Source organism: Microbulbifer sp. ALW1, assembly GCF_009903625.1.
Lineage (GTDB): Bacteria > Pseudomonadota > Gammaproteobacteria > Pseudomonadales > Cellvibrionaceae > Microbulbifer.
Window position 1 is genome coordinate 1,699,721 of the sequence record NZ_CP047569.1, and the last position, 13,388, is coordinate 1,713,108.

12 protein-coding genes are annotated in these 13,388 nt (G+C 56.3%); 11 read left to right on the forward strand and 1 reads right to left on the reverse strand.

Annotation, left to right across the window (positions count from 1 at the left end; genetic code table 11):
* Window positions 1-509: 509 nt before the first annotated feature.
* Together GRX76_RS06935 and GRX76_RS06940 are read left to right on the forward strand one after the other, a co-directional pair.
* A complete protein-coding gene (locus GRX76_RS06935) occupies window positions 510-1,796 on the forward strand; it encodes an NCS2 family permease (RefSeq protein ID WP_201276977.1) in 1,287 nt (428 codons plus the stop codon).
* Window positions 1,797-2,023: 227 nt separating this feature from the next.
* Complete coding sequence (locus GRX76_RS06940; protein ID WP_160152642.1) at window positions 2,024-2,782, forward strand: outer membrane protein OmpK; 759 nt, start codon at window positions 2,024-2,026, stop codon at window positions 2,780-2,782.
* A 229-nt stretch (window positions 2,783-3,011) separates the two neighbouring features.
* Here the strand turns inward: GRX76_RS06940 and uraD are convergent, their stop codons facing one another.
* Window positions 3,012-3,548, reverse strand: a complete 537-nt coding sequence (gene uraD / locus GRX76_RS06945) for a 2-oxo-4-hydroxy-4-carboxy-5-ureidoimidazoline decarboxylase (protein ID WP_160152643.1) — start codon at window positions 3,546-3,548, stop codon at window positions 3,012-3,014.
* A 189-nt stretch (window positions 3,549-3,737) separates the two neighbouring features.
* Here uraD and uraH point away from each other — a divergent pair, with 189 nt between their 5' ends.
* The 9 genes from uraH (at window position 3,738) to GRX76_RS06990 (ending at window position 13,154) form a co-directional block, all read left to right on the forward strand.
* The gene (gene uraH / locus GRX76_RS06950; protein WP_160152644.1) at window positions 3,738-4,091 is read left to right on the forward strand and encodes a hydroxyisourate hydrolase; all 354 of its coding nucleotides are present in this window, start codon (window positions 3,738-3,740) and stop codon (window positions 4,089-4,091) included.
* Between the two features lie 260 nt (window positions 4,092-4,351).
* On the forward strand, window positions 4,352-5,719 hold the full coding sequence (locus tag GRX76_RS06955; RefSeq protein ID WP_160152645.1) for a urate hydroxylase PuuD: 1,368 nt from the start codon (window positions 4,352-4,354) through the stop codon (window positions 5,717-5,719).
* 135 nt (window positions 5,720-5,854) lie between these two features.
* A complete protein-coding gene (locus tag GRX76_RS06960) occupies window positions 5,855-6,583 on the forward strand; it encodes a GntR family transcriptional regulator (RefSeq protein ID WP_160152646.1) in 729 nt (242 codons plus the stop codon).
* Window positions 6,584-6,904: 321 nt separating this feature from the next.
* Window positions 6,905-7,909, forward strand: coding sequence for an allantoinase PuuE (gene puuE, locus GRX76_RS06965; protein ID WP_236250586.1), 1,005 nt, complete (start codon window positions 6,905-6,907; stop codon window positions 7,907-7,909).
* Window positions 7,906-8,757 carry a bifunctional allantoicase/(S)-ureidoglycine aminohydrolase gene (locus GRX76_RS06970; RefSeq protein WP_201276934.1) on the forward strand — a complete coding sequence of 284 codons (852 nt, stop codon included), beginning with the start codon at window positions 7,906-7,908 and terminating at the stop codon, window positions 8,755-8,757. The genes puuE and GRX76_RS06970 overlap by 4 nt, the downstream gene beginning before the upstream one ends.
* A gap of 100 nt (window positions 8,758-8,857) precedes the next feature.
* Window positions 8,858-9,394 carry an ureidoglycolate lyase gene (locus GRX76_RS06975; RefSeq protein WP_160152647.1) on the forward strand — a complete coding sequence of 179 codons (537 nt, stop codon included), beginning with the start codon at window positions 8,858-8,860 and terminating at the stop codon, window positions 9,392-9,394.
* Between the two features lie 96 nt (window positions 9,395-9,490).
* Entirely contained in the window at window positions 9,491-11,266 is a 1,776-nt protein-coding gene (gene gcl / locus GRX76_RS06980; protein ID WP_160152648.1) for a glyoxylate carboligase, read from the forward strand.
* A gap of 37 nt (window positions 11,267-11,303) precedes the next feature.
* Window positions 11,304-12,083 (forward strand): hydroxypyruvate isomerase, encoded by a 780-nt coding sequence (hyi, locus tag GRX76_RS06985; RefSeq protein WP_160152649.1) that lies wholly within the window; start codon window positions 11,304-11,306, stop codon window positions 12,081-12,083.
* A gap of 183 nt (window positions 12,084-12,266) precedes the next feature.
* On the forward strand, window positions 12,267-13,154 hold the full coding sequence (locus GRX76_RS06990) for a 2-hydroxy-3-oxopropionate reductase (RefSeq protein WP_160152650.1): 888 nt from the start codon (window positions 12,267-12,269) through the stop codon (window positions 13,152-13,154).
* The last annotated feature ends 234 nt before the right edge of the window (window positions 13,155-13,388 follow it).

The following is a 13,388-nucleotide window of genomic DNA, read 5'->3' on the forward strand; positions in this document are numbered from 1 at the left end:
TGCCCCGGGTATTTGCCGGGCGGCGAGCCCTTGGTCTGGCGTCCGATTTTCCCTGCCGCCGGTTTTCTGTATCGACTATCTCGGCAACCCTTCTATTTTGCGGGTGGCGGTTGAAATTTGACCGCATTATTTCGAGATAGTCATCCCTTTAATTTCTGGTAAGTGGTGACACTTTTATTGAAAAGCCATAGGTTAAATTACGTATATTCGGGTTCTGACAGGATGATGTACCCTCTCTGAAAATGTTGTTGCAATCGTTGTATACAGGATTATTATCAATTCAGGCCTTGCTTCTTGACCTTTAAGTCAAAATTTTTTGTTTAAAAATGGCAGAAAGGCATAAAGAAGGCGCAGGAAAGGCGGGCCAAGCCAGCACCTACCTGAGACAGAAGTTCGCTCTCTGGTAATAAACAACAATAATGAGAGGATCACCTGTGGAAACACTAAAACAGGATCAGCATGTACTCCGTGAAACGGAGTCTTCAGTGACTCCAGAGAGCACCGGTCTAATGGACCGGATTTTCAAACTGAGCGAACACAAAACCACGGTAAAGACCGAATTGGTCGCCGGTCTTACAACCTTCTTTACCATGGCGTATGTGATTTTCGTAAACCCCAACATCATGGCCGCGGCCGGTGTGGATCACGGGGCGGCATTTGTTGCTACCTGTATCGGCGCTGCGCTGGCGTGTTTCCTGATGGGGCTCTACGCCAACTGGCCGGTGGGACTGGCTCCGGGCATGGGGCTCAATGCGTTTTTCACCTACACCGTTGTCGGTGAAATGGGATACAGCTGGCAGATAGCGCTGGGCGCCGTATTTATCTCCGGCGTGCTGTTTATGATCATGAGTCTGTCGCGGATCCGTGAGTGGCTGCTGAACAGTATCCCTCTCAGCCTGCGCTTCGCCATGGGTGCCGGTGTGGGCCTCTTCCTGGGGCTGATCGGCCTGAAAACTGCGGGCATCGTGGTTGCCAACCCGGCTACCCTGCTGTCCATGGGCAGTTTCAGTAACCCTTCCGCACTGCTCGCTGCACTCTGCTTTCTGCTGATTGCGATTCTCAGCTACCGCAAAATGTTCGGCGCCATCCTGTTCAGCATGCTGGGCGTGACCGCGCTGGGCTGGATGTTTGGCCTGGTGGAATATCAGGGGCTGGTTTCAGCGCCGCCGAGCCTGGCGCCCACCTGGATGGCAATGGATATTGCCGGCGCCCTGAATGTCGGCATGATCAGCGTGATCCTCGCCTTCCTGTTTGTGAATATGTTCGATACCGCCGGCACCCTGATGGGGGTGGCGCACCGCGCCCACCTTGTCGATGACGATGGCCGTATCAAAAATCTTTCGCGCGCCCTTAAGGCCGATTCTTCCTCCAGCGTAATGGGTGCCTTTTTCGGCTGCCCACCGGTGACCAGCTACGTGGAAAGTGCATCCGGCGTTGCCGCCGGCGGTCGCACCGGACTGACAGCCGTCACCGTCGGTGCGCTGTTTCTGCTGGCCATGTTCTTCGCGCCGCTGGCGGGAATGATTCCGGCGTACGCCACCGCAGGTGCGCTGATCTATGTGGCCATGTTGATGATGGGTGGCATGGCGCATATCAACTGGAAAGATCACACCGATACCATCCCGGCCATCGTTACCGTGGTGATGATGCCGCTGACCTTCTCCATCGCCAATGGCATCGCACTGGGCTTCCTGACCTACACCGCCATGAAGCTGTTTACCGGCCAGCACGAAAAAGTGTCCGTGAGCCTGTATGTGCTGAGCGCCATTTTTATCGCCAAGTTTGCGTTCCTGTAAGCCGCATTTCTCCAAGGCGAAACGCTAAGCAAAAAATTGCGATCCAGAAATGACTCACCGCCGGGGTGCTGATTACGCACCCCGGTCCGGGTGAGGTGTGTCTGGGAAATGCGCATTCAAGGGCCGTGAAGAGCCTGCCCCAAGGGTTGTTGGAAGTTTGTGGTCGACAGCCAGGCAAACGAAGCACGCGCTGCGTGCACAATAAAAATAACCTGAGAGAATGAGTTGTGAAATCAATCAATAAAATCCTGATGACTTCCGCCCTGGCTGCGGCCATCGCGCCCGCCGCTCATGCGGAGCGTTTTTTCGGCTCCTCCAGTGTGTCTGTTCTGCACAGTGGCCAATATGAAACCTTTGGCGACCGGCAGGAGGATGCCACCGTTTTCACTTTTGAAAATGTGGCAGCGAACAACTGGGGTGACAGTTTCTTCTTCCTCGATCGCTACCAGGTGGAAGATGAAGACACCGGCGCTAACGATACTTACGGCGAATTCGCACCGCGGGTAAGCCTGGGATGGTTGACCGGCAACGAGCTGAAGCTTGGACCGGTAAAAGATATTTTGCTGGCGGGAACTTACGAATTCGGCGGCGGTGCCGATGCGGATAACTATCTTGCGGGCGTTGGTGTCAGCTGGGACCTTCCTGGTGTCCAGTATTTCAATACCAACTTCTACTATGTGGATAACAACACGGCGTTTGACAACCCGAATGACTGGCAGATGACGGTAACCTGGGGCGCGCCCTTTGAAATTGGCTCGGCCAAGTTACTGTTTGACGGTTTCGCGGACTATTCTTCCGGTGTCGGTGGTGCCCAGGCGGCGGAAACCCATATCAACCCGCAGCTGACGCTGGACATCGGTAGCCTGACGGATAACCCCGGCGTTATGTACGCGGGTATTGAGTATTCCTACTGGCGCAACAAATTTGGTACCCGTGCCATTGATACCGAGAATGCGGTGAGTGCGTTGGTGAAGTTTTACTTCTAACTTGTGAATTCTCGCGATAAAAAATGCCCGGGCAGTGATGCTCGGGCATTTTTTTGTTAGGGGTTTGAAGCTGGTTTGGTGGCGGTGGAGTACTGGGTGTAGGTTTTCGAAACCGCTGTGAATACATCCCTGTACGCTGCGTCAGCGACGTCCCTGTCGCTGACGCTTTCGAACACCTACACCCAGCACTCCACCTTAAATTCAGAGACCTTTACTTCGTAGCGCCGAATTACTTGGCGCGGTCGACGAGCCGTAGACGGGCAATCTTGTTGATCTGCTCGATTGCGGTTTTGCGTTCTTCTTCAATGCTGTTTTTCAGGCGTACTTCGAACGCATCGAGAATCAGGAAGCGGTTACTGCCTTTCACCGCCATGATGAAGGGGAACTGGAAGCGGTCTTTGTAGGCATTGTTCAGTTGTTCGAAACGCGCCAGTTCTTCTGGTGTGCACTGATCCAAGCCGACGCCGGCCTGCTCTTTGGTGGAGTCGTCGGTCAGCTCGCCGGCCAACGCCGCTTTGCCTGCCAAATCCGGGTGGGCACAAATCACGCCCATCTGCTCTTCTTCTGTGGCCCCCCAAAGCTCCTGCGCCATCGCCTCCGCCAATACCAGCGGATCGGAGTGATCTTCTGAAAGCCCTTTGTCCCACGCTCTCTGCGCAACCCAGGGGGAGTGTTCGTAGATATCCCCAAACCGCGCAACAAAATCCTCACGGCGCTGGGTGGCCGGCGCTGGCGCCAGGCGATTTGCAGTAATGGTTGCGGTCATCGTTCTCTCTCCTGATCCTGCTAGATTAATGTATTCACTTACAAAAACAAATTGTATACACAAAGTGTTTGAATATGTATCCATATTTGGTGTAAAAATAAATCCACAACATACAGCAGCACTCGGAGTCCTCTTTATAGACCGGGTGCTGAAAGCATCTGCGAGATTGGAAGAACACAGGAGAAAACGATGGGACGTCTCACTACCCATGTGCTGGATACCGCCCTGGGATTGCCGGGGCAGGGGATTCGGGTGGAGGTCTACCGGCTGAACGGCGGAAACCGCACTTGGATCAAGGAAGTGGTCACCAATGACGACGGCCGCTGCGATGGCCCGATTCTGGAAGGTAATGACTTCGCCATCGGCGAATACGAGCTGGTATTCCACGCCGGTGACTACCTGCGCCGCCAGGGCAACAAAAATGGCGAGCCGCGTTTTCTGGATGTGATTCCGCTGCGCTTTGGCGTGGCCGATGCCTCGCAGCATTACCACGTGCCGCTGCTGGTATCGCCTTACAGCTATTCCACTTACCGGGGAAGCTGATCTTACGGTAATTAACATCTGAGGTTGCTCGGAGTCAGGCCTCAGATGCGAAGGGAGGGAACCGGGTGCGGCTTTTCAGGAGCGTCGCAAACAGGATGTTTGCGCCGCAGCGCCCAGGGATGGGTTCACAGCGGTCCTGAAAAGCCGTACCCGGTTCCCTCCCGCCACAGGACCCGCTGATACGGAGAAAGGTGGGCCCGCGAGGTGGGAGAATTAGTTTTCCTGCTTCGAAAAACAATAAGTGAAAAAGAGAACGGGCTATGGAATCTTTTATCCTGGAATTTGCAAACTTTATGCTGCGCTGGCTGCACGTGATTGCCGCCATCGCCTGGATTGGCGAATCAATTTATTTCGTCATGCTCGACAACGGACTGAAAAAGCCGGAAAACGAAGCCTGTCGTAAAAAAGGCGTCTTCGGCGAAATGTGGGCCGTTCACGGCGGCGGTTTCTATCACAACCAGAAATACGCAAACAGCCCGGAAAAACTGCCAGATGACCTCCACTGGTCCTTCTGGAAATCCTATACCACCTGGCTCTCCGGCTTTGCCCTGTTCATATTGCTCTATATGACCAACCCAGCCTTCTACCTCATCAACACCCAAAGTGACTGGGCCTGGGCCGCGGGCCTCAGCGGCTGGCAAGCCAACATCGTCGCCGTCGGTTTCCTTCTCTCCGGCTGGGTGATCTACAACGAACTCTGCAAACGCATCAGCCCCAACATGGAGCGCGACGGAATCTTGAGTATTGCCGTCGGCGTACTGATGGTGGTCGTCGCCTACGTCAGTACCCAACTGTTTGCCGGCCGCGCCGCCTTCCTGATGACCGGTGCCGTCATGGCCACTGCCATGTCCGCCAACGTCTTCTTCTGGATCATCCCCGGCCAGCGCCGCATGGTAAATGCCATGAAAGAAGGCAAAGAACCCAACCCCCTGGATGGCAAGCGCGGTAAACAACGCTCGGTACACAACACCTACTTCACCCTACCGGTAGTACTGCTGATGATCAGCAACCACTACGCCTTCACCTATACACATGAATTTTCCTGGGTGATCATGACGTTGTTCATTTTTGCCGGTGCCCTGATTCGTCAGTTCTTCGTGTTGATGCACGCCGGCCAAATCAAGCCGGGCTACCCCGCGGCCGGAGTGGCTCTGATCATGGTCGCTTTCTGGATTGTTTCACCGCAGGCGGCACCTAACCTGGCCGCGCCGGTAGCGCAGGCGGAGGTGGTTGAAGAGTCGGCGGCTGCAGTCGAAGCACAACTGCAGGGGCAGGGTGAAAAAGCCACTGAAACCGAACTGGCTGCCGAAGAGGCTGATTCTGATGCGGTGGCGGAAGTACGGGAATCCAGCGAAGGCACAGCAGCGGTGGACAGCGCGGCGACTGAGTCCACACAGGCGGAACTTTATACCGTGATGGAGCGCCACTGTACGGCCTGTCACTCCCAGTCCCCGACTCAGCCCGGATTCTCCGCGCCCCCTGCCGGTTTTGCCTTCGATAGCCACGAGCAAATCCAGCAGACCAAAGCCAAAATCCAGGCAGCGGTCGCCAGTGGCTATATGCCTCTGGGTAACATGACTGGAATGAGTGATGAAGAGCGGGCGGTGATTGCGGCTTGGTCCGAGTAGTTTTGAACTCCCCGTGGTGGCGGGCGAGCGTTGTGGTTCTTTTCAAAGTTGGTTTTCACCACACTTGTTTGTATACAATAGGCGGTTTCCAAATCCACAAACGCCAATACAAGCAAGCACAGGAACTTACGGGGAATGCCTGAAGTCACCGCGGACACCGCACCAGCCACCAAGCGCAAACGCCAGGAAGGCACCGAACGCGAGGATGCAATCTACCAGTCCATCAGTGACGCCGTGGTCGAGCATCGCCTCAAGCCGGGCTCCCGCCTGCGCGAAGATGCCTTGTCCGAGGTGTTCGGCGTAAGCCGCACGGGCATTCGCAAAGTATTGCAGCGTTTGGCCATGGAGCAGCTGGTGACCATTGCCCCGCGGCGTGGTGCCAGTGTTGCCCGGCCTTCGGCGGATGAAGCCCGCGAGGTGTTTGCCGCACGCCAGATGATCGAGTGCGGCCTGATGCCGGAGGTGGCGAGCCGGGTAACCAAGTCCGAGATTGCGGAGCTGCGTATGCTGGCGAAACGCGAGGTGGATGCGTTGCGGGATGGCAACAACAGCGTTGCGATTCGCACTTCTTCCGAATTCCACGAGCGCCTCGCGCAAATGTCCGGGAACAAAACCCTGGCGGAATTCGTCGGCCGCCTGTGTTCCCGATCCTCCTTGATTCTCGCGGTTTACGGCAATTCGGCGAGCGACCATATGGGTTGCGAGTCCCACGATCACGATGAGTTGGTGCGTTTGCTGGAAGCTGGCGACGGTGCAGGTGCGTCTCAATTTATGCTGGAACACCTGAAAGCCGTTGAGGGCTCTCTGTCTATCGTGGAGGGCGCTGAAGAGGTGCCGGATCTTTACAGTATTTTCGGTAACTGATTCTTTTCTACGGGCCTGAAGTCCTTTCGGGCCCTTCTTGATCTTCCTTTTCTTAATCTTCCCTCTCTTACATATCCCGTTCTTTCTCTGACTTTTCCCGTCTGATGCTGCGGCCTTTGTCGTAGCTAGTCGCGTGCGCGTAAAAAACTTCACTTAACGCCAATCCAGTGATTGCAAATCCAGTGAACACAATATATCGTTGTCTTGTATACAAAAAGTGTCTACACAAAATAAGTTAATCGTGTATGCACTTGGTTGCCGGAGCGCACTTCGGAAAAACCAGTTGCCAGCGGTAAATAGCAACAGAAAGGAATAACAACCTTGAATTCACTGGATCAGGATCAGGATCAGTACCCCCGCGACCTCATTGGTTACGGCCGCAAGCAGCCCCAGGCCAATTGGCCCGGGCGCGCCAGGATCGCCGTGCAGTTCGTGCTGAACTACGAAGAGGGTGGGGAGAATTGTGTGCTGCACGGGGACAGCCACTCGGAGCGCTTCCTGTCAGAAATCGTCGGCGCAGAAGCCTATGCCGATCGCCATATGAGCATGGAGTCCATTTACGAATACGGCTCACGTGCCGGGGTGTGGCGCATCCTCAACGAATTCGAAAAGCGCGGCCTGCCACTCACCGTGTTTGGTGTCGCCATGGCACTGGAGCGCCACCCGGAACTGGCGCTGGCCTTTAAAGAGCTCGGTCATGAAATCGCCTGTCACGGCCTGCGATGGATTCACTATCAGGGCGTGCCGGAAAACATCGAGCGCGAGCATATGCGTCGCGCCATCGAAATCTTCCAGAAGCTGTACGGTGAAAAACCCCTCGGCTGGTACACCGGGCGCGACAGCCCCAATACCCGCCGCTTGCTGCTGGACGAAGGTTGCTTCCTCTACGACAGCGACAACTATGGCGACGATCTGCCGTTCTGGTCGCAATCCCAGGACAGTAGCGGTGAATCCCACAGCCATTTAGTCGTGCCCTACACCCTGGATACCAACGACATGCGTTTTGCCACGCCCCAGGGATTCAATACCGGCGAACATTTTTTTGACTACCTGCGTGACGCTTTTGATGTGCTCTACGCCGAGGGCGAAGACGCACCAAAAATGCTGAGTGTGGGTTTGCACTGCCGGCTGATCGGGCGCCCGGGGCGTTTCCGCGCGCTGCAAAAATTTCTCGATCACATCGAGCAACACGACCGGGTTTGGGTCACCCGCCGTGTGGACATTGCCCGTCACTGGGTAAAACAGCACCCGGCGCCAGGCCCGTCACAGTGGGCAAGTAAGAAACTGGTTTGTAGCAGTTTGGACACAGAGCTAGAAAAATCATGAGCAATTCGAAATTTCCAATGCACACCTACTACGCACCTAAAGGTGGACATCCGCCGCAGACGCAACTGTTGTCAGATCGCGCGGTATTTACCGATGCTTACGCGGTCATTCCCAAGGGCGTAATGCGCGATATCGTCACCAGTTACCTGCCGTTCTGGGAGAAGACCCGCCTGTGGGTGTTGTCCCGTCCGCTGTCTGGATTTGCCGAGACCTTTTCCCAATACATCATGGAAGTACAGTCCGGTGGCGGTAGCGAAAAGCCGGAATCCGATCCCAATGCTGAGGGTGTTCTGTTCGTGGTGGAAGGGGAGCTGACGCTGACCCTGAACGGCGAGCGCTACCGGATGGAAGAGGGGGGTTACGCCTTTATTCCGCCGGGCAGTGATTGGCAGGTACGCAATGAATGTGCCTCTACCCTGCGCTTCCACTGGGTGCGCAAATACTACGAGCGCGTAGATGGCATTGATGTGCCGGAAGCCTTCGTCACCAATGAAAAAGATGTTACGCCCATCGAAATGCCGGAAACCGAAGGTTGCTGGGCAACCACGCGCTTCGTGGATATTGAAGATATTCGCCACGATATGCATGTGAACATCGTTACCTTCCAGCCCGGCGGTGTTATCCCGTTTGCGGAGACCCATGTAATGGAGCATGGCCTCTACGTACTCCAGGGCAAGGCCGCCTACCTGCTGAATAAAGATTGGGTCGAAGTAGAGGCTGGCGATTACATGTGGCTGCGTGCCTTCTGCCCGCAAGCCTGCTACGCCGGTGGCCCGGGTCCTTTCCGTTACCTGCTGTACAAAGACGTAAACCGCCAAATGAAACTCGGCGGATTCGGAGCGCGTTAACGGATTGTCATTACGGGGCCAAAATTCTGGTGACCTAATTATGGTGAGTACAGGGACGTAGGCACCACCCGTTTCAAAATAAAAAATGGAGGAAACCACCATGCTCGAAACTGTACTCGAACTCAAGGCACAACCACTAACCGCAGAAGCCTTCGCGCCCTACGGCGATGTGATCGACAGCCGCACTGCGGATTCGTTTTCGATTAACGGTGGGCGCGCACAGCGCTATCACGACCTGGTGCAGATTGAAACCCTCGGTGAAGAGGCGCGCCCGCTGGTGAGTATTTTTATCAGTGAGCCCGTGGAGCTCCCGCTACATCTGACCTATCTCGAGCGTCACCCGCTGGGCAGCCAGGCCTTTATCCCCATGCACGAAGAGCGCTTCATCATCGTGGTCGCACCCAAGGGGGAAACCATTGATCCGAAGGAAGTGCGTGCATTTATTACTGACGGCCGCCAGGGCGTGAATTACCGCGCAGGGCTGTGGCACGGCGTGCAGTCAGTGATCGAACGCAAGGGCGAGTTCGTGGTGGTGGATCGCGGTGGCAAGGGAAATAACTGCGAGGAATACCCGATGGATGTAACGGTGATTGTTGAAGACGTCGTCGTTGGCGAGGAAGCGCTGGCAACGGTCTGATCCGATAAGAATTGATTTTGAACGCCGGCACTGCCGGTTCAGGAAGAAAGAATAACCAAGCAATTTCTGAAGTAGCGACTTCAGTGGGAGAAAACTATGGCTCGCATGACAGCTGCCGAAGCCGCGGTTCACGTTTTGAGAAAAGAAGGCATTGATGTTGCCTTCGGCGTGCCCGGTGCCGCAATCAACCCTTTCTACTCCGCCATGCGCAAAGTGGGCGGTATTGACCACACTCTGGCGCGTCACGTGGAAGGCGCCTCGCATATGGCCGAGGGTTACACCCGTACCAAGGCTGGCAATATCGGTGTGTGTATCGGTACCTCCGGCCCGGCGGGCACCGACATGATTACCGGCCTGTACTCTGCCAGTGCGGACTCCATTCCGATCCTGTGCATTACCGGCCAGGCGCCGGTAGCCAAGTTGCACAAAGAAGATTTCCAGGCGGTAGACATCAAGGCAATCGCCGGCCCCGTTACCAAATGGGCGATCACCGTACTGGAGGCGGCCCAGGTGCCCCGCGCATTCCAGCAGGCATTTCACCTGATGCGCAGCGCTCGTCCGGGTCCGGTTCTGATCGACCTGCCCATCGATGTACAGATGACCGAAATTGAATTCGATCCGGATACCTACGAGCCGCTGCCTGCCTACAAGCCCAGCGCCAGTCGCGCCCAGGCTGAAAAAGCGCTGGCCATGCTCAATGCTGCGGACAAGCCGCTGCTGGTTGCCGGCGGTGGTGTCATCAATGCGGACGCCAGCCACCTGCTGACCGAGTTTGCGGAAATCACCGGGGTGCCTGTTATTCCCACGCTGATGGGCTGGGGCACCATTCCCGATGATCACCCGCTGATGGCGGGCATGGTGGGCTTGCAGACATCCCACCGTTACGGCAACGCCACCATGCTGGCTTCCGACTTTGTGATGGGGATCGGTAACCGCTGGGCCAACCGCCACACTGGCAATGTCGACACCTACACCAAGGGTCGCAAGTTCGTACACGTGGATATCGAGCCAACGCAGATCGGTCGTATTTTTGGCCCGGATTACGGCATCGTCTCCGACGCCAAAGCCGCGCTGGAATTGTTTATCGAAATCGCCAGTGAGTGGAAAGCCGCCGGTCGCCTGAAAGATCGCTCTGCCTGGGCGGAAGAGTGTCAGGAACGCAAACGCACGCTGTTGCGCAAGACGCACTTCGATAATGTGCCGGTGAAACCGCAGCGCGTGTATGAAGAAATGAACAAGGTGTTTGGTAAAAACGCCCGCTACGTTTCCACCATCGGCCTTTCACAGATTGCCGGTGCCCAGTTCCTGCACGTGTACAAGCCGCGCCACTGGATCAACTGCGGTCAGGCTGGCCCGCTGGGCTGGACAGTGCCCGCGGCACTGGGTGTGGCCAAGGCGGACCCGACTGCCGAGGTAGTTGCACTTTCCGGCGACTACGACTTCCAGTTCATGGTGGAAGAGCTCGCGGCCGGTGCCCAGTTCAAGCTGCCGTACATCCACGTACTGGTAAACAACTCTTATCTCGGTCTTATCCGTCAGGCCCAGCGCGGTTTTGATATGGATTACTGCGTGCAGTTGAGTTTTGAAAATATCAACTGTCCGGAAATTAACGACTACGGTGTGGATCACGTTTCCGTGGTTGAAGGCCTTGGCTGTAAAGCCATCCGGGTTACCCACCCGGACGACATAGCCCCGGCACTGGAGCAGGCGCGCGAGCTGATGAAGCAACACGGTGTACCGGTTGTGGTTGAGGTAATCCTGGAGCGTGTGACCAATATCTCCATGGGCGTAGACCTGGACGGCGTCAATGAATTTGAAGCGCTGGCGGAAGAGGGCGGCGACGCGCCGACTTCCATTGCAGCACTGACCTGAGAAGCTACAGAACTGGATTAATTACAGGAGAAGCAAAATGCCAAAATTTACTGCCAACCTGAGTATGTTGTTTACCGAAGTCGATTTTCTCGACCGGTTTAAGGCGGCGGCGGACGCGGGCTTTAAAGGGGTGGAATATCTGTTTCCTTACGACTACAGCGCGCAGGAAATCAAGCAGCGCCTGGACGAAAACGGTTTGACCCAGGTGCTACACAACTTGCCCGCGGGTGACTGGGCCGCAGGTGAGCGCGGTATCGCCTGTCACCCGGATCGGGTGGATGAGTTCCGTGCGGGTGTCGCCAAGGCAATTGAGTACGCCACGGCGTTGGGCTGCAAACAGGTCAACTGCCTCGCGGGTATCGTACCTGCGGGCGTTTCTAAAGAAGAGGCACGCCAGACATTTATCCAGAATCTGCGTTTTGCCGCAGACAACCTGGGAGCCGCAGGAATCCTGTTGATCGCGGAACCGATTAATACCCGTGACATCCCCGGATTTTTCCTCAACCGCACCGAGCAGGCGCTGGAGATCTTTGACGAGGTCGGCAGCCACAACCTCAAGCTGCAATACGATATTTACCACATGCAAATCATGGAGGGCGACCTCGCGCCCACTATCGAAAAGCATATCGACAGCATCGCGCACGTGCAGCTCGCGGATAACCCCGGCCGGCACGAGCCGGGTACCGGTGAAATCAATTATCCGTTCCTGTTCCAACATCTGGACAAGCTGGGTTACCAAGGCTGGATCGGTTGTGAATACAAACCGAAAACCACCACGTTGGAAGGTTTGGGCTGGCTGGATAGCGCGCATTCTTGAAGTTACAGGTTCTGTGCGGGGTTGGTGGCGATGCGGCTTCCCGGGACACGCCGTAAACCCATCCCTGGGGGCTCGGCTGCGGCCGTCCTGGCCGCAGACGGTCCCGGAAAGCCGCCTCGCCACCAACCTGCAAACTGCAGTGGTAACCCAGAAGAATAAACTGAGAAAATTTGGAGAGAGAAAATGAGCAAGATCGGATTTATCGGACTCGGCATCATGGGCCGCCCAATGGCTGGCCACCTGCTGGACGCGGGGCACGAACTGTTCACCAACGACCGCGGTCGCACGCTGGATACCACCTTGGCTGACAAAGGCATGCAGGTTGTGGCCAGTCCCAAAGCGGTGGCGGAGAACTGCGAAATCATCATCACCATGGTGCCGGATACCCCGGACGTGGAAGCCGTACTGTTCGGTGAAAATGGTGTGGTCGAAGGTCTGCAGCCCGGTGCTCTGGTCATCGACATGAGCTCCATTGCCCCGGTGCCAACTCAGGAATTTGCCAAGCGCATCGCCAAGGCCGGCGGTGAATTTGTGGATGCACCGGTATCCGGTGGTGAAGGTGGCGCGATCAACGCCGCACTGACCATCATGGTCGGCGCCACCGAAGAAGGCTTCGTCCGCGCACAGCCGATCCTGGAAGTGATGGGCAAGACCATCACCCACATTGGCCCGCAGGGTGCCGGCCAGACCTGTAAAGTCGCCAACCAGATCATTGTGGCACTGACCATTGAAGCTGTATCCGAAGGTCTGCTGTTCGCCTCCCGCGCTGGCGCCGATGTAGCCAAAGTACGCGAAGCCCTGCTCGGTGGCCTGGCCTCATCCAAAATCCTGGACGTGCACGGCGAGCGCATGATCAAACGCACCTTCGATCCGGGCTTCCGCATCCGTTTGCACCAGAAAGATCTCAACCTGGCCCTGGAAAGCGCACGCGCCTTCAACCTCAGCCTACCGGGTACCGCCAACGCCCAGCAATTGTTCCAGGCCTGCGCAGCCAACGGCGGCGCCGACTGGGACCACGCCGGCATCGTCCGCGCACTGGAAAAACTGGCGGATCACGAGATCGGCCAGTAACCGTGACCGATAGCTAACGAACCCAGTGTTTCCGCTGGCAATGGAGAATCGCCGTTGCCAGCGGCTTTTTCCGGAACTGTTTTTGCATTGCTTCTTCCTGACGCGTGCAAAACAGGCTGGATAAGGGAGGCGTGTCCACGGACTCCCCAGTAAGGCTCTTCTCCGTGAGCCACACTGTCGGACACGTTTCCCTTATCCGGCTTGAAGGTCCAATGGCCTTGAGGTGGCGCTACA